21 protein-coding genes are annotated in these 18786 nt (G+C 42.7%); 5 read left to right on the top strand and 16 right to left on the bottom strand.

The genetic code is table 11. From position 1 onward, the window contains the following. Positions 1 to 957 precede the first annotated feature (957 nt). The 6 genes from LM917_RS23465 to LM917_RS23440 all read right to left on the bottom strand — a co-directional run bounded on the left by LM917_RS23465 (position 958) and on the right by LM917_RS23440 (position 6073). The gene (locus tag LM917_RS23465) at positions 958 to 1680 is read right to left on the bottom strand and encodes an amino acid ABC transporter ATP-binding protein (RefSeq protein ID WP_232700136.1); all 723 of its coding nucleotides are present in this window, start codon (positions 1678 to 1680) and stop codon (positions 958 to 960) included. A gap of 47 nt (positions 1681 to 1727) precedes the next feature. Next, positions 1728 to 2378, bottom strand: coding sequence for an ectoine/hydroxyectoine ABC transporter permease subunit EhuC (gene ehuC / locus LM917_RS23460; RefSeq protein ID WP_232700135.1), 651 nt, complete (start codon positions 2376 to 2378; stop codon positions 1728 to 1730). Positions 2379 to 2421: 43 nt separating this feature from the next. Beyond that, the gene (locus tag LM917_RS23455; protein ID WP_232700134.1) at positions 2422 to 3210 is read right to left on the bottom strand and encodes a transporter substrate-binding domain-containing protein; all 789 of its coding nucleotides are present in this window, start codon (positions 3208 to 3210) and stop codon (positions 2422 to 2424) included. Positions 3211 to 3250: 40 nt separating this feature from the next. Then, entirely contained in the window at positions 3251 to 4087 is an 837-nt protein-coding gene (gene kce / locus LM917_RS23450; RefSeq protein WP_232700133.1) for a 3-keto-5-aminohexanoate cleavage enzyme, read from the bottom strand. Between the two features lies 1 nt (position 4088). Then, the gene (kal, locus tag LM917_RS23445; protein WP_232700132.1) at positions 4089 to 4496 is read right to left on the bottom strand and encodes a 3-aminobutyryl-CoA ammonia lyase; all 408 of its coding nucleotides are present in this window, start codon (positions 4494 to 4496) and stop codon (positions 4089 to 4091) included. Between the two features lie 206 nt (positions 4497 to 4702). Next, positions 4703 to 6073, bottom strand: a complete 1371-nt coding sequence (locus tag LM917_RS23440; RefSeq protein WP_232700131.1) for a sigma-54 interaction domain-containing protein — start codon at positions 6071 to 6073, stop codon at positions 4703 to 4705. Positions 6074 to 6170: 97 nt separating this feature from the next. Here LM917_RS23440 and kdd point away from each other — a divergent pair, with 97 nt between their 5' ends. Continuing rightward, positions 6171 to 7184 (top strand): L-erythro-3,5-diaminohexanoate dehydrogenase, encoded by a 1014-nt coding sequence (gene kdd / locus LM917_RS23435; RefSeq protein WP_507236596.1) that lies wholly within the window; start codon positions 6171 to 6173, stop codon positions 7182 to 7184. 137 nt (positions 7185 to 7321) lie between these two features. Here kdd and LM917_RS23430 read toward each other — a convergent pair whose 3' ends face one another. The 3 genes from LM917_RS23430 to LM917_RS23420 are packed head-to-tail and all read right to left on the bottom strand — an operon-like array spanning position 7322 to position 10512. Then, the gene (locus tag LM917_RS23430; protein ID WP_232700129.1) at positions 7322 to 8098 is read right to left on the bottom strand and encodes a fumarylacetoacetate hydrolase family protein; all 777 of its coding nucleotides are present in this window, start codon (positions 8096 to 8098) and stop codon (positions 7322 to 7324) included. Positions 8099 to 8151: 53 nt separating this feature from the next. Next, positions 8152 to 9354: a tRNA uracil 4-sulfurtransferase ThiI gene (gene thiI / locus LM917_RS23425; protein WP_232700128.1), complete on the bottom strand. Its 1203-nt coding sequence runs from the start codon at positions 9352 to 9354 to the stop codon at positions 8152 to 8154. A 12-nt stretch (positions 9355 to 9366) separates the two neighbouring features. After that, a complete protein-coding gene (locus tag LM917_RS23420; protein ID WP_232700127.1) occupies positions 9367 to 10512 on the bottom strand; it encodes a cysteine desulfurase family protein in 1146 nt (381 codons plus the stop codon). A 391-nt stretch (positions 10513 to 10903) separates the two neighbouring features. Here LM917_RS23420 and LM917_RS23415 point away from each other — a divergent pair, with 391 nt between their 5' ends. Further along, positions 10904 to 11044, top strand: coding sequence for a hypothetical protein (locus LM917_RS23415; RefSeq protein ID WP_232700126.1), 141 nt, complete (start codon positions 10904 to 10906; stop codon positions 11042 to 11044). 110 nt (positions 11045 to 11154) lie between these two features. Here LM917_RS23415 and dapF read toward each other — a convergent pair whose 3' ends face one another. Continuing rightward, positions 11155 to 12015, bottom strand: coding sequence for a diaminopimelate epimerase (gene dapF / locus LM917_RS23410; protein WP_232700125.1), 861 nt, complete (start codon positions 12013 to 12015; stop codon positions 11155 to 11157). A gap of 239 nt (positions 12016 to 12254) precedes the next feature. Here dapF and LM917_RS23405 point away from each other — a divergent pair, with 239 nt between their 5' ends. Then, positions 12255 to 12779: a DUF84 family protein gene (locus tag LM917_RS23405; protein WP_232700124.1), complete on the top strand. Its 525-nt coding sequence runs from the start codon at positions 12255 to 12257 to the stop codon at positions 12777 to 12779. A gap of 73 nt (positions 12780 to 12852) precedes the next feature. Here LM917_RS23405 and LM917_RS23400 read toward each other — a convergent pair whose 3' ends face one another. Next, a complete protein-coding gene (locus tag LM917_RS23400) occupies positions 12853 to 13437 on the bottom strand; it encodes a hypothetical protein (protein ID WP_232700123.1) in 585 nt (194 codons plus the stop codon). Between the two features lie 91 nt (positions 13438 to 13528). On the opposite strand from LM917_RS23400, the gene LM917_RS23395 reads away from it, so the two are divergent. Then, positions 13529 to 14113 carry a hypothetical protein gene (locus LM917_RS23395; RefSeq protein ID WP_232700122.1) on the top strand — a complete coding sequence of 195 codons (585 nt, stop codon included), beginning with the start codon at positions 13529 to 13531 and terminating at the stop codon, positions 14111 to 14113. A 117-nt stretch (positions 14114 to 14230) separates the two neighbouring features. On the opposite strand, the gene LM917_RS23390 is transcribed toward LM917_RS23395, so the two are convergent. Further along, positions 14231 to 14443, bottom strand: a complete 213-nt coding sequence (locus tag LM917_RS23390) for a DUF1540 domain-containing protein (protein ID WP_232700121.1) — start codon at positions 14441 to 14443, stop codon at positions 14231 to 14233. Between the two features lie 135 nt (positions 14444 to 14578). Here LM917_RS23390 and LM917_RS23385 point away from each other — a divergent pair, with 135 nt between their 5' ends. Further along, positions 14579 to 15355: an SDR family NAD(P)-dependent oxidoreductase gene (locus LM917_RS23385; protein ID WP_232700120.1), complete on the top strand. Its 777-nt coding sequence runs from the start codon at positions 14579 to 14581 to the stop codon at positions 15353 to 15355. Positions 15356 to 15795: 440 nt separating this feature from the next. Here LM917_RS23385 and codY read toward each other — a convergent pair whose 3' ends face one another. The 4 genes from codY to LM917_RS23365 all read right to left on the bottom strand — a co-directional run bounded on the left by codY (position 15796) and on the right by LM917_RS23365 (position 18405). After that, positions 15796 to 16572 carry a GTP-sensing pleiotropic transcriptional regulator CodY gene (gene codY / locus LM917_RS23380; protein WP_232700119.1) on the bottom strand — a complete coding sequence of 259 codons (777 nt, stop codon included), beginning with the start codon at positions 16570 to 16572 and terminating at the stop codon, positions 15796 to 15798. 121 nt (positions 16573 to 16693) lie between these two features. Next, complete coding sequence (locus tag LM917_RS23375; protein WP_232700118.1) at positions 16694 to 17488, bottom strand: sporulation protein; 795 nt, start codon at positions 17486 to 17488, stop codon at positions 16694 to 16696. A gap of 81 nt (positions 17489 to 17569) precedes the next feature. Then, positions 17570 to 18082 (bottom strand): sporulation membrane protein YtrI, encoded by a 513-nt coding sequence (locus LM917_RS23370; protein ID WP_232700117.1) that lies wholly within the window; start codon positions 18080 to 18082, stop codon positions 17570 to 17572. After that, positions 18079 to 18405 (bottom strand): YtrH family sporulation protein, encoded by a 327-nt coding sequence (locus LM917_RS23365; protein ID WP_232700116.1) that lies wholly within the window; start codon positions 18403 to 18405, stop codon positions 18079 to 18081. The genes LM917_RS23370 and LM917_RS23365 overlap by 4 nt, the downstream gene beginning before the upstream one ends. Positions 18406 to 18786: the final 381 nt, after the last annotated feature.

Here is an 18786-nt window from a genome sequence, read left to right as displayed (position 1 = left end):
AAGTTTGTTGATCTAGCTTCAAAACATTTGCATGGCTAAAAGTTACATTCAAACATTTCACTGTTCAGTTTTCAAAGAACATAGTGGCTCGCCTCATCAGACAAGCTTTATTAGTATATCACACTTCCGATCGTTTTACAAGAAGTTTTTTAAAGAGTTATTAACCACTCAACCTCTCGCTCTCTCGTTCGCAAGAATTAATATACCATATTCATTCGTCTAAAGTCAACAGTTATTCAAGAGTTTTTTTAGTTGAATTAAAATTCAACTGTTTAATCCAATATAATAGGGATTATTTTCACTTTTAATAAAAATGGATAACTATAAATAGCTCTTTTGACGACAGTTATTTACTATACATTCTTATTAGTACGCAGTCAAGAATTATTTCCAGTTTACTATTACCAGCATGTTCTGCTGTTAATTGCTCGTTAAAAAAGGTAAACCTAAGTTAATCATGAAAGGAGGATACCAGTTTTATTACAAGAAAAAGCCTCATAAGATCACAGAGTATGACGACATATCTTCAATAGAATCTGATTGTGAAATAGAACCATAAAAAGAGTTCTAAAAGGATCGTATGCTTCAACCTCTATAAAAAGCCAGTTCGTGAAAATTCAAATGATCCACAACCATCAGCGATCAGGTACTCCAATTTTCGCGTCTTATTGCCTCCTGCTGTCAACCCCAAGAGGTCATCGCGTTTGATCGAAATGGTTGTCATCCCAACAACTTGGATAGACGCGCCAGCTTTTCGATTAACGTATGCCCAAGTGTGTTGTCTGCACTAGTAGTGGATGGGATTCATGGTTTCTCTCCTCTGCACTTTTCTTGATTGGGTATAAATTACTCAGTAAAGAGAGAGTAGATTCTTCTCAAACAAAAAAACAGCCATCCTGCGCATGGCCTGCGAAGAAGAGCTGTCTTGCCTTACTTTCGAGATTCAATGTTTTTCTTTTACTCCACGGTCTCAGCCATGTGCCTGAGGAAAAGCCTCAACCGCTCAGTCTGCGGTTTTTTAAATAGTTCCTCTGGCGATCCTTCTTCCACGATTACCCCTTGATCAACAAAAACCACACGATCTGCCACCTCACGTGCAAACCCCATCTCATGCGTTACGATCAGCATGGTCATCCCTTCTTCCGCGAGCTGCTTCATCACGCGCAACACTTCACCCACCAGCTCGGGATCGAGGGCAGATGTAGGTTCATCAAACAACATAACTTGCGGTTTCATTGCCAAAGCGCGAGCGATCGCCACTCGCTGCTTTTGCCCGCCCGAGAGCTTAGAGGGAAACACATTCGCTTTTTCTTCCAAACCTACTTTGCCAAGCAAGGCCTTTGCTTCGAGCAACGCTTCTTTCTTCGCTTTTTTCAAAACCTGGATGGGGGCCAGCGTAATATTATCCATCACTGTCATATGCGAAAACAGATTAAACTGTTGAAAAACCATCCCGATTTCTTGACGAGCTGTTTCACTGGTCAAAATGTCTTGCTCATTGTAGCTAATCGAGCCACTGGTAAAATCCTCAAGCCGATTGATACATCGCAGCAGCGTGCTTTTTCCCGAGCCGCTCCCACCGATAATAACGACGACCTCTCCTTTGGTAACGGACAGGCTCACTCCTTTTAATACTTCTATCTCCCCGAAACTTTTGTACAAATTTTTGATTTCTACCATTTGATGATCAGTCATGTAGATATACCCCTCCTTGCCTTCTCCCTTTCCTACTCACTTGCTCGTAATTTCTTTTCCAGTCTGTTAATCAGCTTCGTCGCAAGCAGAGAAGCAATATAGTACAAGGCTGCCGCCGCGATGTACAGCTCGATCGGTTTGTAGGTCGTACTGATGATGCGTTGTGCTGTTCGCGTCAATTCAACCAGCGTAATCGTGGAAACCAGCGAAGAATCCTTAATCAGCAAAATAAATTGATTGCCAAGTGGCGGGATAATGATTTTGAAAGCTTGTGGTAGAATAACCAGACGCATTGTTTGTGAAGGGGAGAGACCAAGGGCAAACGCCGCTTCACGCTGCCCCTTTTCCACGGCCTGAATACCACTTCTGATCACTTCTGCCACGTAAGCACCGGTATTGATGCCAAGCCCCAGCACAGCCGAGGGGAACGGATCAATCGTGATGCCGATCTGCGGCAGTCCGTAATAGATTAGGAATAATTGCACCAACAGTGGTGTTCCACGAACAATGTCAATGTATTGAGTAGCCACCCAACGAACGATTTTTACCTTGGACAGCTTGGCTAGAGCAGCTCCCATCCCCAGGACCAGCCCTAACGCCATGGAAATAATCGTTACCGTTACCGTAATCCAAGCCCCTTTTAACAAAATGGGAATGGAATCAATCATTAATTGAAAATCCACGTCCGATCACTCCCCTCATGTTGCCAAGCTACGAAAAGGCCTCTTACTTTGTACCAAAGTGTTGCATCGCCATCTTTTCATATGTGCCGTCCTTACTAATCTCTTCAACAGCCTTGTTAACTTTAGTCAGCAGGTCCGTATCCTCTTTGCGCATAGCAACGCCAATTTGTTCCTCATACAACAAGCCATCCAAAAGCAGCAGAGGACGCTTGGTCTCATTGATCGTAAATGCGCCGATAAACTTGTCCGTTACCATTGCATCAATTCGTTTGTTTTCCAAATCGGTCAATTGATCTACTTCGGAATTGTAGGTATTGACGTTTGCCCCCAGTTTTTTCGCTTCTTCCTCGTAAGTGGTACCCAAGGTTACACCCACGTTTTTTCCTTTCAAATCCGCTGGCGCTTTGATCTCTTGGTTATCCTTGTGCACGACAATAGCCGCACCCGATATGTAGTAAGGCGAGCTAAAGGCAACCGATTCCTTTCGTTTCTCTGTAATCGCCATGCTTCCGATAATCAGATCGTATTTGTTCGCCAGCAAGCCAGGAATGAGTCCTTCCCAAGCGGTGCTGATAACTTCTACCTTTTGGTTCAACCGCTTCCCGATCTCATTGGCGTAATCCACATCAAAACCCACCAGCTTGCCCTGCTTGTCCACAAAGCTAAAGGGCGGGCTTGCTTCGGTTACCGCAATTTTTAATGTCGCTACCCCGGTACTCCCTACAATTTCACTTGAATTAGCTCCTGTCGGTTCCTTGCCACAGCCTGCGACCAACAGCATCAGTAGGGATGCAATCATCAATGGTAGCGCTACGTATTTTCTTTTTTTCATGAATAATACCCCCTTGATTGGTATGAGTGTTTACAGCCTATTACGAAGTTATGTTGTCCCCTCTTTTCTTGAGACCGAGAATCTGTCTGGCTTCCTCAGGTGTGGCAACTTCTCGTCCAAATTCCTTGGATATATTTACGATCCTCTCGACCAGTTGAGCGTTGCTCGTAGCCAGAACGCCTCTCGAAAAGTAGATATTGTCCTCAAACCCCACTCTGACATGCCCACCCATTGCAATAGCCATAAGCGCGAGTGGGAGTTGATTTCGACCGATGCCCGCGACACTCCACGTCGATTTTTTCGGAATGCTTTCCACCAGATAGACCAAGTCACGCGGCTCGGCTGTAATCGCCCCCGATACCCCCATAACGAAGTCAAAATGAAGCGGTTCGGTAACCAGTCCTTTTCGCAGCAAATCCAGAGCGTTTGCGATCATCCCTCGTTCAAAAATTTCAAATTCCGGTTTGACATATAATCGCTTCATTTCCTCGGCGTATTTTTCGATATACTCCCGACTGTTCATGAAGACGTCACCGCCAAAATTGCAAGTGCCCGTTGTAAGCGTAGCCATTTCTGGTTTGAGAAAAACGGGCTGTAATCTTTCTTCTAACGTATGCCACGTTCCACCACCAGTCGATGGCTGGATGATAACATCGCATTTTTTTGCAATTTTCGAAAAAATATCGCGATATACCTCTATATCTTGCGTTGCTGTTCCTTGATCATCTCGCGCATGGATGTGCACGATTGCTGCACCAGCCTGATAACACTCGTATGCGGCTTGCGCGATTTCATCTGGTGTAACGGGAAGATTGGGCTGCTGTTCCTTGGTGGTTTCTGCACCTGTCAAGGCCGCCGTGATGATCAGCTTCTCCACATTATTCTCCTCCCTGCGCTTCCTGTTTCAATCGTTGCTTTTCCTTTGGCACTACGCAAGTCCCAGAAGCTCTGCAAACTAGCTGTGGCTCTCCCAATACCTCAGCTGCAGACTCCCCCCAATCGGTGCGGGAACGAATGACTTTGTAAGCCGAAAAGGTCATTTTGCGAGATGTGTTCCCTACTTTTGTGATTTCACCGGTCGCTTCGATATAATCGCCTGCGTAGACCGCGCTGATAAACTCTACATTGTCATAAGCAACAAAGAGACCTTCGTCCCCATCCGAGCGAATCAACAGCTCTGTTGCCACATCTCCAAACAATTGCAGCATTTTTGCTCCATCCACCAGATTTCCGCCATAATGGCTTTCATGTGCGCTGATACGTATACGAATCATTGCAGTATTCATAGGCAATTCCCCTTTTTTTCATTTCCTGCTGTGGAAATGAGATGATACATCTTTGTACAGGCACAAAGTATGCCAACCATCTAACGGAAAAATTGGCATGGAACAACGCTTCACTTATTCATTTTCGGATAAGTGAAATACGATAATATCATCATTTCTGCTATATTTCCGTGCATTTATCCGACCTATTTTTAAATGGATAGGAACTATTCACTTTCAAATAAGTGTTTGTACTGCTTCAGCTTCCTCACAACACTAGGCTGGCTGATTCCCAAAACTTTAGCCATCTCTGTTGTGCTTTTACACTCCTTATACGCTTGGTGGAGCATACAGCGCTCTACTTCTCGCAGTTTTTGTGGCAAGGTCTGATTCGTCTGTTCTAAGAGGGGTGCCTGCTGTTTTCCGAGAATGCTTTCCGGTAAATCATCTGCCATAATCACTCCGTCATCGACCGTCAACACCAGTCGTTGCACCATGTTCTCCAATTCACGCACATTGCCTGGCCACGCATAAGCCAACAGCTTGTCGATTGCATGTTGATGGATGACAAGCTTCTTTTTATATAGCTGGTTGAAACGTTCCAAATAGCTGAGCAGCATTCCCAAAATGTCTTCCGACCGCTCCCGTAACGGGGGTATGTTGATTGGAAACACAATCAAGCGAAAGTACAGGTCTTGGCGAAACTCTCCTCTGTCCACTTTTTCTAGCAAATCCACATTGGTAGCGGCAACGAGGCGAAAATCTACTTTTTTGGGTGTCGTTCCCCCTACGCGATAAAAGGTCTTTTCCTGAATCAACATCAGCAGCTTGACCTGCAGCTTCAAGGGAAGCTCGCCAATTTCATCAAGAAACAAAGTGCCTCCCTCTGCTTGTTCGACGAGACCTTTCTTTCCTTTTTGACTCGCCCCGCTGAATGCACCCGGTTCAAAACCAAATAACTCTGATTCCAACAGGCTTTCCGGTATACTGCCGCAATTGATTTCTACGAACGGCTTCCCTTTGCGAGAGCTCAAGCGGTGCAATTGGCGGGCAAAGGTTGTTTTGCCGACGCCCGATTCCCCGGTGAGCAAGACAGACACATCTATTTCCGCCACTTTTCGGATCATATTCTCCACTTTGGCCATCGCCTGACTGCTCCATGGAATTTCGGTTAGCGATTGATTGTTCCGTAATTTATCCAGCTCTTCTTTCATTGATTCCATTTCTCTTTCAATCGTTTGCAGATGCTCTCTGAGTTGCAGCAGTTCCGTAATATCATTCGCGCAACAGACGACGTACATCAGCTCTCCCGCTTCATCAAAAAACGGGGTAGCAGTCACAAACACCTTGTTTCCCGTACTCGATTCCTGAATTAACGTCTCTTTTTTTCCTGAGCGAAAGACCGCTTTGGCTGCAGAAGGAAAGAAGATGCGCCCTTTCTCCATTTCGTCCACCGTTTTTCCGAGCAGAAACGACTTGGAAACCGAATAGACCTCTTCCAATGCGCCATTTATATAGACGATTACCCCATGCTTGTCCACGATTGTAATGTCATTATGAAGAGTATCCATGATTTTTTCCCAATCCCACTGGTACATCGCTTTCACTCTCCTCTAAATCATGTACACTATAATTAACTATTAATATGGCATATAATTTGCAATTTTCATATTAAAAAGAAAATAGGAGGCGTGTATGTTGAGAATAGGTTGTCCGTATGGGAGTCATAGAGTTTTGGAGCCGAGAGGTGTTCTTCCTCAAGCCGCATGGAAGCTGGATCATTCGATGCAAATCTATGATAATGAGCTGTTGATTGACGTCGAGATGTTAAATATTGATGCAGCGAGCTTTCGGCAAATGCGTGAACAAGCTGGAAACGAGAATGGCATCGCAGAGGTAATCATGCAAACCATCCGGGATCGGGGCAAGCAGCACAATCGGGTGACAGGCTCAGGGGGGATGCTGATCGGAACCGTGCGGGAAATCGGGAAAGAGTATAAAGGAGATGTGGAAGTTGGTAGCAAAATCGCTACTCTTGTTTCACTCTCATTGACGCCATTGAAGTTGGAACAAATTTACTCGATTGATCTGACAAGCTGCCAAGTACACGTCAGCGGTCAGGCTATCCTCTTTGAAAGTGGGCTTTTTGCTGTACTCCCTGCTGATCTGCCACAGGACTTTGCTCTCGCTATACTGGATGTGGCAGGTGCCCCTGCCCAAACTGCAAAGCTCGTCCAAGCAGGCAATACGGTGCTGATCATCGGCGCTGGTGGCAAATCTGGCTTGCTCTGCCTCTATGAAGCGAAACAACGCGTGGGGGTTACAGGAAATGTGATCGCGCTGGCCTATGATGAACGTGATTATGAGCGAATCTCTCGCTCTAATCTTGCAGACGTGATTTTGCAAGGGGATGCTCGCCAGACGCTTGCGATTTTGCAAAAGGTGAAGGAAGTGACCAATGGTGCCCTTGCGGATCTGACCATCAATTGTGTGGACGCTCCCGGTACTGAGATGAGCTCGATCTTGTGTACGAAAGAGAATGGAACGGTCTACTTTTTCAGCATGGCAACCAGCTTTACGGCAGCAGCATTGGGCGCAGAAGGCGCGGGTAAAGATGTGCGCATGCTGATTGGCAATGGATATACTAAAGGGCATGCAGAAATTGCTCTTGCTGCCGGGAGAAAGATGCGGGCACAGGGGATCTTATAACCCAAGGGATAAAATTGTTCAATCAGATTGAAAATATACCATTTATACTGAAATAGATTAAAAAGAAGGAAGGAGGTTCTTCATACATTTCATGAAGACCTCTTTCCTTCTATTACTATCTGAAGAAAAACATGCTCCTACGCTTCAGCAATAACGTTGCATTGGAGCGTTCCAATTCCCTCAATCTCTACAGCTATTTCATCACCGGGATGAATTTCTCCCACGCCGCTTGGTGTTCCAGTTAAAATCACATCTCCTGGCAATAACGTCATGACAGCTGTAACAGCCTCAATAATCTCTGGAACCTTAAAAATCAGTTGGTTGGTATTGGAGTCTTGTCTTACTTCTCCATTTACCGTTGTTTTGATCCGTAGCTGACTATAGTTCACTTTTGGAGCAATCACAGGACCAAGCGGACAAAAGGTATCGAACCCTTTGGCACGTGTCCACTGACCATCGCTGTTCTGAAGATCGCGCGCTGTAACATCAATAGCACATGTAAAGCCCAGAATATAATCATCAGCATCCGCTGCTTTTACACGGCGTGCAAGTTTTTTAATTACAATACCAAGTTCACCTTCATAATGAAGATTCTTGGTTTCTTTCGGATAGACAATTGAATCACCGGGACCAATGACAGTCGTGGAAGGTTTCAGGAACATAAGAGGTTCTTTAGGGAGCTCTTTTCCCATTTCCAAGGCATGGTCCAAATAATTAACTCCGATACACACGATTTTGGTCGGACTGCAAGGTGTCAACATTTTCACTTCATTCGCTGCTACTTCAAGTCCCGTCATGATCGGTTTAGCGGACAGTTGTTTATAAATATCCCCTTCAATGACGCGGACTTTATTCTCATCCGCAACTAACCAACCGTGCTTCTGCTTCCCATTACGCTCAAAGCGTACAATCATCCGTTTCATCCTCCCAGGGATTTCAGATTATCTATCTTCTCTATATTACCGGCTTAAAACAGATCAGCAATGTCGTCCTTCTTGGTTTTTCCTGTTATTTCAACCATCTCCGTACGCATAACCGCATCAATAACCAAAGCATCTATATCCAGTTTTTCTTCATAGCGCTCTGCCAGTTCTACACGTGGTCTTGTAGCAGGATTTTTCGGAGTGAAAATCGTACAGCAATCTTCATAAGGAAGAATGGATAACTCAAATGTATCAATCTTACGAGAGATATCAGTGATCTCTGACTTATCCATACCAACTAACGGGCGTAAAATCGGGATTTTCACCACATTTTCGATCGTGTACATGCTTTCCAGTGTTTGCGAAGCAACTTGTCCCAAGCTTTCACCGGTTGCTAGGGCAAGCGCTTTTCGTTTTTGAGCAACCTTTTCAGCAATACGCATCATAAAACGGCGCATGATGGTGATGTTGTACTCTTCCGGACAGTGTTCTCTGATTGCTGTCTGTACTTCGGTAAATGGTACGACGTGAAGACGAACCGTTCCACCCCATTTTGTTAACTGTTCAGCAAGATCTTTTACCTTTTGCAGAGCACGTTCACTCGTATACGGGTAACTGTGGTAATGAATGGCTTCTAGCCTTACTCCACGTTTCAATGTCATCCAACCAGCAACAGGACTATCAATACCACCTGATAACAGTAATAGCACTTTTCCACTAGCACCAACTGGTAGGCCACCTGCTCCCGGCAATGTTTGACAGCTGATGAAAGTACCTTCCGTCCGAATTTCGACATGCACATTAACATCAGGTTGATGTAAATCTACTTTTATACCTTCTATACTGCGCAGTAAATACGTTCCCACCATACGGCTAACATCCATAGAGGACTTTGGAAAACGTTTATCTGCTCTGCGTGTATCTACTCGGAATGTACGGGGCTGTGGTTCTAGCGACTGGAACAAGCGCAATGCGCCTTCCTTAATTGCTTCTTCCGTTTGCTCCACTTCAATAGTAGGACTAAGAGAAGTAATACCGAATACGCGTTGTAATTTTGTCATTACCTCTTCGGCGTTTTCTCCATTTAACTGCACATACATACGGCCATAACGACGGTATATTTCTACCTGCTTATGATCCTCTAAAATATTGCGTACATTGCGCAATAGGGTTTCTTCAAACTGATCTCGATTTTTACCTTTCAAGGCTAATTCACCATAGCGAATCAAAATAACGTCATAATTCATTGCTGTCATCCTCTACACTTTTCTGTATGGTAAGATGCGTTTTACACATCTTTGTAACGCTTGCAGGAACTGATCAATCTCTTCTTCGGTATTGCTTTTTCCTAGGCTGATGCGTAGAGCTGCTTTGGCTCTCTCAACAGGGATACCTGAAGCAAGTAACACTGGACTAGGTTCATCAGATTTAGCAGAACAGGCTGAGCGTGTTGAAACATAAAATCCTTCAGCTTCTAATGCATGCAAGAGCACTTCCGCTTTCATTCCAGGTATAGAAAAATTAATGATATGTGGTGCGGAGTTTTCTGTTGGTGTGTTAATTTCACAGCCATTTATCTCTTCTAAACCTGAGATTAGCTGTTGTTTTAACTTTTGCAAACGTATAATCTCCTTGCTTGCTGCCTCATCTGCAAGCCTCATTGCCTTTGCCATTCCAGCAATTCCAGGTATATTTTCTGTACCCGAACGAAGACCTCCTTCTTGTCCCCCACCTTTTAAAAGGGGTTCAATCTGCAGATTTTCTCGTTTTACCAATATCCCAATTCCACGTGGACCATGAAATTTATGAGCAGATAAGCTAAGGAGATCAATACCCCATTCATTTATACGTAAGGGAACCTTTCCAAAGCTTTGTACCGCATCCACATGAAAAATCACTTTTGGAAACAACTTCAGGTACGTACCAATCTGATTAATAGGCTGTATTGTTCCTACTTCATTATTAACATGCATAATGGACACGAGTATAGTATCAGGACGCATGGCTTGCTTCAAGCTATCAATCGATACACGACCTTGATTATCAACAGGGAGATAAGTAACCTCAAATCCAAATTCTTCTAATTGTCTGCAAACGTCTATAACGGAGGCATGTTCCACCTGCGTGGTGATAATGTGGCGCCCTCGATCTTTGTAGCGCATGGCTACCCCTTTGATTGCAGTATTATTGCTTTCCGTACCACCGGAGGTAAAATAGATTTCTGAAGGCTTTTTCCCAAGGGCTTGTGCAGCTATTTGGCGAGCCTGTTTCAGAACATTTTCCGCTTCAACACCCATGCGATGCAAAGACGAAGGATTTCCATAAAAGGTCTCCATTGTTCTCTTCATCGTTTCAATGACTTGTGGGTCCGGCTGGGTAGTGGCACTGTTATCCAGGTAAATCACGTGAAAGACACCCTTCCTGTATTAGAAAACTTGGCTTTGCCAAACCTTTGGCGTAGTAAAGCCTTAGTTGCACTTATGCAGATGAGAATTTTTATAATTCTTGTCTGTTAAAAAACTCTAATTATGCATGATGACATCATCGTTAGAGCATGATCGAGCTGAAGTTAAACCTTGATCGAACTGTCTTACATCATACCATATTGTTTGTTTTTTCAACTACCTTCATCCCCAGTTCTACACCCAACACCATCCATTTATTTGATGAAAAGTGAACAGATTTACGACAAATCGACATTTTTTACGATGTAAGCGATTACATTTTTATTCCTCCCTTTACAGCACTCCTTTTACTTGTTAGAATTATCAAAAAATTATAAGGAGAGGAATTATCATGACCATGCTGGAAAAAATCAAACAAATGGAAGATGAATTGAACCGATTGAAACAGGAAGTAGAAAAAATGAATGTAGGCAATCAAGATTGGATGGATGAAGAATCGTCCACCAACACGTTGACAGAAGTGTATAACTGAACCGATGGGACTTAAGACAAAGCATGATCCAACCAAAATAAAGTGGTTTTCTCACAGATTAGGAGATAACCACTTTTTCTTTTTCCGTATTGATACCTAACCATAGTATTCTAGATTATTGGTAACACTCCATGATAGATACCTTGGAATACCTCAACCGCTGGCCCGGTCATATATACATGGTTATCTGACTTGCGCCATTCAATTAGCAAATCCCCGCCATCTAGGTGAACAAATACTTCACGATCAGTCTTGTTATGTAAGGAAGTAGCTACCACAGCCGCACATGCCCCCGTTCCACATGCAAGAGTAACTCCAGAGCCACGCTCCCATACCTGAAAGTCAATCTCTCCACGGTTTACCACTGAAACAAATTCAATGTTCGCACGCTCTGGAAAGGCAGCGTGAGATTCCAGCAATGGACCATAAGTATGAAGCTCTTCAACCGATAGCTGATCTTGAATAATGACAGCATGAGGATTCCCCATCGAGACAGCAGTTACGGAATAGCTTCGTTCTCCGGCCTGAAGAATTTCACCAATTACTTGTTCATCAGGATTCCCCTGCATAGGAATTTCTTTTCGGAGTAGTCGTGGCTCTCCCATATCTACTGTAATGGACTCAACTTTACCACTCTCGTTCGCTTTCACGATCGGTGTCACAATCCCACCTTTTGTCTCGATTGTAAAATTGGTTTCCGTAGTTAATCCGTGGTCAAATACATATTTGCTAACACAGCGCAAACCATTTCCACAATTTAACGCTTCTGAACCATCATTATTAAAAACACGCATTCGGAAATCTGCTTGATCAGATGGCATAATTAATATGAGACCGTCTCCCCCAACCCCAAAATGTCGATCACTTATTCTTCGGGAAAGTTCGGGCAAATCAACCCCATCAAGCTTCTCTTCGAAACAGTTTACATATACATAGTCGTTTCCTAAGCCATGCATCTTCGTAAATTTCATTATTCCTCCGCCTTGCTCCGTTTTTTCTCAATTGTACCACAGGCACCTTTAGAGGAATATCTGTATGCTTCTCTCTACCTTTATCCTAACATTTTGATATACTAGTAAGAAAAATTTCTATAGAATAGACAGCTGGTTCTTCTTTAATGGACATTTTTCATGCATATTAGTATGAGATCTTATGTAGTAGAATCATCCTGATATAGGAATAAAATCTATATGAATCAGAGGTGGCAAAGTTGTTCTCATCCATTGTGCTCGGTAGTAAAAACAAAGCGAAACTTGAATCCGTCAGAAGCGCAACCGGTGTGGAACCTATTTGCGTACAAGTACCCTCAGGAGTTTCTGAGCAACCCTTATTTGAAGAAGAGACGATTCATGGTGCCATTCAACGGGCAAAAAATGCTTTTGCTGCTGTACCCGATTCTGAAATAGGATTAGGACTTGAAGGTGGACTAGCATTTGACAGTCAATTTACACAACAATGGTACCTCATTTCCGTCTGCGCAGCCTGGAATGGCAAAGATTTATATATAGGAAAAGGATTGTCCTTCCCCATTCCTAACAAGATTGGTGAGGCTATGCGTACACCAGGCAGAGAGCTGCGTAACGTAATTGACGAATTATCTGGTACAACGGGGAGCAATCATCAAGGGGGAGCATATTCCTTTTTTACAAATGGGCGTATAACACGGTCACAAATTTTTGAGCTGGCTGTGACTGCTGCCTTAACTCCCTTCCAATCCCGATACTATAGGAAATAACTATGAGACAAAAATAAGCCGAAAACCCCCCCTGTTAATGGAGAGGTTTTCGATTTCTACTTTTTTCTGACAACTACCGGGCACCCATTAGAGGATAGATGAGTAATGCTCCGATGATGGCAATGGCACCTATGACCATGGACCAACTACCCATGGACTTCGCTCCACCTCGGTATGCCATATACCCAAATAATATTCCTAACGGCGCTAGTAAATAAGGTAAGAAGAATAGAGACAGGATGGAAGAGCCTAATCCAAGAATCCCTAATCCACTTCCTTTTACGAGGTTGCCGTCATCATCTGGATTTTGAGTACCTGAAGCATTACTACGGGATACACCGCGCATTGGTGGTGCGATTTCCGCTGATGCCTCCGTGCTTACATCTGTTCGAGATGCTCCGTTGTTGTCAGTTGGGGATGCCAATAACTCACTTCTTACAGGCTCTCCACCGAGATACCGCTCCGTTTGCGTCCTGGGATTGTATTCCAGATTCCCCTTGTTTTCTGTGGAATCAGTATCCATTACAGACCGCATCCAGGTTTCATCAGCAAACTCTGTATCAGCGATCGACTCGTCGATCCTGTTTGCCTTTTCAAAAGTGGAAGTCCCCACTTCCTTCTGCTCACCACGTAAACGTCGATTATGATCGTTATGCATGTTGCGCTCCAACCCCTTTTGTTCAGGATGAAATGAAGGAAGCAACCTTATTTTCTGTTAGCAGCGTACAATTTAGTCAGGAGGCAATTAGATGTTCAATAAAAATTCTCTAAAAATTGGTATTGATATAGATGGAACAGTTACGCATCCGGCTAGCTTGGTGCCTTTTCTTAACAAGGCTTTTGGCAAAAATTTAGCCTTGTCCGATTGCTATCAATATAATCTCGCTACCATTTATGAGATATCCGACGAGGAATTCGATCAATGGTTACTTGGCAATAGTCGTGAGGTATACAGCAATTCAGGTGTTCATGGGACAGCTGGTGATATCTTACGTAATTGGTCATCGGTACATGAACTTATTTATATCAGCGCACGTCAACAATCTGATATGGAAGTAACAACACAATGGTTTACAGATAATCAGATCCCCTTTCACCAAATTGATCTGATTGGCTGTCATAACAAGCTAGAAGCTGCACGTAATCGCCAGGTTCAGTTGTTTATGGAAGATCGTCTGGAAAATGCCCTTCAGCTAGCAGAAGAGCTGTATATCCCAGTCATCCTGTTTAATACTCCTTATAATCAAGCCACTTTGCCTGAATTGGTACATCGTGTACATCATTGGGATGAAGCAGCCAGTCTTGTGCATCAAATCAGTCTGGAAAGAAAGTAACATAATCTGTAGGGATTGATATTTGCGGGGAGTAATACTCTCGTTATGATTCTTTCCGTTCGTGTTAAAATGGAAGAGACGCACCCTATGCGAGGTGCGTCTCTTCCTTCATTCGTTTTATACTTTCGGTTTAAACGTGTGGCAACAGGTTTCACGTGAAGTCGTTGCTTGGTCTTGGTGAGAGGTATCATATGCGATTTCACCTGCAAATTCTGCGTTATATTTCGCCTTTGCATGTGCATCAATCTCGACCATAATTGCTTTAGCAACGCAATTATTGCCTTGCCCCCAATACGTGCAATTAGAAACACTGCATTTTACTTCTGGCATTTGGGTCACCTCCTACAGCTAGGCTTCTCCCTGTAGTGGTTTCCTATCCTTAAAAAAATGAGGTTATTTTTACAACCATTTACGAACATGATGGGAGATATAGAGAATGTTAAATAGGAGGTACGTGTAGAAGCTATGTGGAAACAGGTGGTCATTATTACAGGTGGTACTGGTGGATTAGGCAAAGAGTTAGCCAAGATTTACCTTCGTCAAGGTTATCAAGTCATTTTAACTGGCAGAGATAGCATGAAGCTGAAGCGAATCCAGATCGACTGGAATCGTCATGAGTCACTTGCTGTCTATCAGCTTGATCTTGCTGAAAATGAAGCAGTGCGTGCTTTTGCTGCATGGGTGAAGGTAAAATATGGGCGTTGCGATATTTTATATAACAATGCGGGGTCTGCAATATTTAAACCATTTCTTGAGCACGACTTAACCGAGATTCATCAGACAATCGAATCTAACTTGCTCGGAACACTATATATGTCACGAGCCTTTTTACCAATGATGATGGAACAGCGAGAAGCAAGACTAGTAAATATAGCTTCTCTTGCAGGACGTGTCGCCACTTCCAAAACTGCTGTTTACGCTGCAACAAAAGCCGCTGTCATTCGGTTTAGCGAAGCGTTGCGCCACGAGGTTAGCCATACTTCCGTATCCGTGACCTGTGCATTGCCTGGTCCGATTGATACAATGTTCCTCGATTACGCTGATAATACAGGAATGTACCGCCAAAAGGTAAAACAATATCTTTTATCTCCAGAGAAGACAGCAAAAATTATCAGTAAAGCAGTGGAAAAAAAACGTTTTGAGGTTGCTTTACCCAAACGCTTGCATCTCATGTCTTTACTATACCCTTTGCTGCCAGCTTTCTTCCTAAAACGAATCGCTCCCTTGTTAAATAGAAAATAGAAACATTCCTATGTTTCACATGAAACATAAACATATTATCATACACAAATTTCGTCATTTTAACAAGTAGTTTTCGACAAAGAAAAAAATTGTTTTCTTCCTACCATAGTGGAGAAAAACAGCTTCTCTTTTCACATTTCGCTTAGAGTCTTCTTCCCACTGTGGATTAGACTGTCCGCTCCACACTATTCATCGGGGAAGCTCAAAACGAAGTATTCACTGAAAGTTGCTCTCGTTTCGCTTCTTTTCCCGATGAATAGTGCTCCGCTGGGTCGGGCTTCGCCAAAACGCAGATAGAATTTTTATTAATTCCTATCTGTAAAAATAAACATCCCGTCCCCCACAATTGGGAAACAGGATGTTTTTCTTCGTTTGATGATAAGACATTTGGCGTGACTCTTTCGTTACTACCACTTCGTCTTGCTATTTTTCACCTTTGATTAAGAGGTTTTCCACTTTTCCAGTTCAGAATGGAATTTATTATTCAGAACCTTAATGTACGTACCTTTCATACCCAATGAACGAGATTCAAGTACACCCGCACTTGCCAATTTACGCAATGCGTTAACAATAACAGAACGTGTTAGACCAGCTTGATCTGCCAATTGACTCGCAACCAGTAATCCTTCTTTGGCATCCAATTGTTCCATGATTTTTTCAATAGCGATTTGCTCGCTATAGGAGAGGGAAGAGAGTGCAATTTTGGCAAATGTTTTATCGCGCACTTCATTCTCAATCTGCTCCGTACGTTGGCGAACAATTTTCATTCCTACTACGGTTGCACCAATTTCAGACAAGATTAAATCCTCCGTCTCAAATGGACCGTATGCACGAGACAAGACCAGCGTACCTAAGCGGCTTCCCCCTGCATTAATAGGAACAATTGTCGTCATCATTTGCGGGAAAAGACCTTTCCAATCATTTGGAACCATGCTGTATGTGCTTTGCACACCTTCATTTGCTATGGAAAAATGAACTTCCATCAATTTTTCCTTATAATTCTCTGGTAAGAAGCTGGCAAAACGCCCTGTCTCCTGAACAGAAATTTCCTGTGCAAATCCACTACCCAGTATATGCCCATCAGCCGTAATAATATAAATATTGGCATGGATGATGTCAGAAAGTAATTTAGCGATATCCTGATAGGATACACCATTTCCTCCCATCGTTTTTTGAAGCATGGTATTAATTCGTCTAGTTTTGTCTAACAAATTCATAGCGGGTAATTCCTCCTCAACTTGGTTTATAGCTCCCAGTATTGTCTGAAAAATCCCGCTTCATACCATTTTTTCCAAATATTTTTTACTAAATCAGTAAAATAATTATGGATGATTGAGCCTATCTTCTTCGTAACGCATTATCGATTGCATTATCGATTGCATTCTCTATAAGCTGCATAATTTCACTATTCGTGCGCTGTTTATCCTGTTTATGGAGGGTAATACGAACATAGCGATCATTCAAATCAGCTGCTTCCATTAGAGCTCCAAATAACCCTCTCGCCCGCTTATCCAATTCCAAATAAATATCCAATTCATCCTCACGCAAAGAAAATACAACTTCCAACTCTTCTAATTCTCTACGATATTTTTGGTTGGAACGATATTCGAATTCTTGCACAAACTGAAGTGGTGCACCCAAACGAGGATTATATTCACAATCCACCTTGTACAGTTGAAAGCCTAATGATTTAATTGCATCTAATACTTTTCCTACTAAAGGATGTGCTCCTACTTCAATATAATCAGAATCGCCCGGATCAATCGCATTTTTGATATCAAGTCCCGTACGCAAATATACAGGTTGTCTGCCAATCGTTAGTGGAGTATTGTATGGCAATTGAAACGTAAATGGAAAGACCTTCTGTTCTTTAGGCCCAATGATAAACTTTGCTGTTACTCTATATTTTAGCAGTATGCTTTCTTCTTTTATTTTTTTATCGTTTGATTCTCGTTCATAATGAGTTACTACATAGATGTAAATTTCGTCTACTTCCTGTTCGATATCTCCACCCACTACTACTACTTCTCCACCTGCCATATCTCCAGGTATAAAAGAGTCATGATATAGTCTGGTATCAACCGAGGCAGATCCAACTCCAACACTAGCTAACATCTTTTTAAAAATAGACATGTTACATCCCCCTGATATTAGTCTTGTTTACTTATACGTATTGATGAGAAAAGCGTTGCAGTTTCTCCCATGATTTTCTGATCAGCTTTCTAATCCAATCGTTTGTGGTTGTTCTTTAACCGTAACAAATAAATGAAGTACATGATAGATCGCTAGTGTCTTTATCCGGACCTCTACTACTTTTCCATCTATGATATATTCACGTCGTTCCAGCATTTGGTGAATAAGGTCTTGTACTTCCGTCATCTGCTCTCCCTTTTTCCCTTTTAAATTGGAAAGATCCTTGATCATCGCCTGCTTAATATCAGCCTCAAGAAACTTATTCGGTCTAGGTTCAAGAAAGGTAATTTCTATCTCCTCAATGATCCACTGTTGTCGTTGACGAGTATTTTTTTTATTATCCTGCATCCCTTTAATATCTCGCTGTAGACGATCGGTTAACAAATACAAATTCCGGTTTTCAAGCATCAATTCTTCTATTTGATAGGTAAACATAATTAGAAATAGCACGCCGCCTGCAATACCACCCAAGATTAAGAGGATGGTATATCGCAAGTAACGACGTGTTTTTTTTATTCCCGATGCACCTTTCATACTCCACTCCCCTGCGTTAACCATTGCATGGAGATCGTTCCAAGATGGGCACCTAAAAATGCTGCGAAGATATAGATCAGCTGCAAGATTACAGGAGTAAAATTACCCACAAACAGCTTTTCTATCTGTAAAAAGGAATCAAAGGTTCCTCCTAATGCCCCAACCAGCCCCATGATTTTCAGTTGGGTAGCTAAATCGTACATGACATCAAACGGAGGTTTTGCTGTTATAAAAGCCGTCAAAAAAGCTCCAATCCCCCCAAGTAACGTCCCTCCAATAACTATGCCGTACGCAACGCAAAATGTCAGAATAACCTGAGCCATTCTTTCTCACTCCTTTTCTGACTTGTCCGTAGTCTTTTGCCATGTTTTACCCTACGCATGTCTCATTCCATTTATGATAGGTTGTATAGAAAATCAGCAAATGGAAAAAGGAGGAATCCACTCTGGTCTCCCCCTCATCTTTACGTTTTGATACGTATTCCATTGTAATTGGATCAGCTCCTATTAGAATCCATCGTCAAAGAAGATGGAGATTAGGAAAATCACAATTAGAATGCCGATAATGATTTCAAATCCACCAAAGAATCTTCCCATTCTCTCCCTCCTATCATTGTCTTTGTAATAGTTATATGTCTTGTCAGCACTTACCGCGCTGGACAAATGCCTGTTTTACGAAAGATAGGCTATTTACTTGTTTCCTAG

Origin of the sequence: Brevibacillus daliensis (assembly GCF_021245735.1) — a bacterium.
Lineage (GTDB): Bacteria > Bacillota > Bacilli > Brevibacillales > Brevibacillaceae > Brevibacillus_B > Brevibacillus_B daliensis.
This window is presented reverse-complemented; position numbering and strand designations above follow the sequence as displayed.

Excerpts from the sequence above, each read along its gene's own strand:
- LM917_RS23375 (WP_232700118.1), bottom strand. The coding sequence starts at position 17,488 with ATGTCTATTTTTAAAAAGATGTTAGCTAGTGTTGGAGTTGGATCTGCC.
- LM917_RS23395 (WP_232700122.1), top strand. The coding sequence starts at position 13,529 with ATGTTCAATAAAAATTCTCTAAAAATTGGTATTGATATAGATGGAACA.
- LM917_RS23430 (WP_232700129.1), bottom strand. The coding sequence starts at position 8,098 with ATGATTGTACGCTTTGAGCGTAATGGGAAGCAGAAGCACGGTTGGTTA.
- kdd (WP_507236596.1), top strand. The coding sequence starts at position 6,171 with ATGTTGAGAATAGGTTGTCCGTATGGGAGTCATAGAGTTTTGGAGCCG.
- LM917_RS23365 (WP_232700116.1), bottom strand. The coding sequence starts at position 18,405 with ATGGCTCAGGTTATTCTGACATTTTGCGTTGCGTACGGCATAGTTATT.
- thiI (WP_232700128.1), bottom strand. The coding sequence starts at position 9,354 with ATGAATTATGACGTTATTTTGATTCGCTATGGTGAATTAGCCTTGAAA.
- LM917_RS23415 (WP_232700126.1), top strand. The coding sequence starts at position 10,904 with ATGACCATGCTGGAAAAAATCAAACAAATGGAAGATGAATTGAACCGA.
- LM917_RS23400 (WP_232700123.1), bottom strand. The coding sequence starts at position 13,437 with ATGCATAACGATCATAATCGACGTTTACGTGGTGAGCAGAAGGAAGTG.
- LM917_RS23440 (WP_232700131.1), bottom strand. The coding sequence starts at position 6,073 with ATGTACCAGTGGGATTGGGAAAAAATCATGGATACTCTTCATAATGAC.
- LM917_RS23385 (WP_232700120.1), top strand. The coding sequence starts at position 14,579 with ATGTGGAAACAGGTGGTCATTATTACAGGTGGTACTGGTGGATTAGGC.
- kal (WP_232700132.1), bottom strand. The coding sequence starts at position 4,496 with ATGAATACTGCAATGATTCGTATACGTATCAGCGCACATGAAAGCCAT.
- LM917_RS23390 (WP_232700121.1), bottom strand. The coding sequence starts at position 14,443 with ATGCCAGAAGTAAAATGCAGTGTTTCTAATTGCACGTATTGGGGGCAA.
- codY (WP_232700119.1), bottom strand. The coding sequence starts at position 16,572 with ATGAATTTGTTAGACAAAACTAGACGAATTAATACCATGCTTCAAAAA.
- dapF (WP_232700125.1), bottom strand. The coding sequence starts at position 12,015 with ATGAAATTTACGAAGATGCATGGCTTAGGAAACGACTATGTATATGTA.
- LM917_RS23465 (WP_232700136.1), bottom strand. The coding sequence starts at position 1,680 with ATGGTAGAAATCAAAAATTTGTACAAAAGTTTCGGGGAGATAGAAGTA.
- LM917_RS23370 (WP_232700117.1), bottom strand. The coding sequence starts at position 18,082 with ATGAAAGGTGCATCGGGAATAAAAAAAACACGTCGTTACTTGCGATAT.
- LM917_RS23455 (WP_232700134.1), bottom strand. The coding sequence starts at position 3,210 with ATGAAAAAAAGAAAATACGTAGCGCTACCATTGATGATTGCATCCCTA.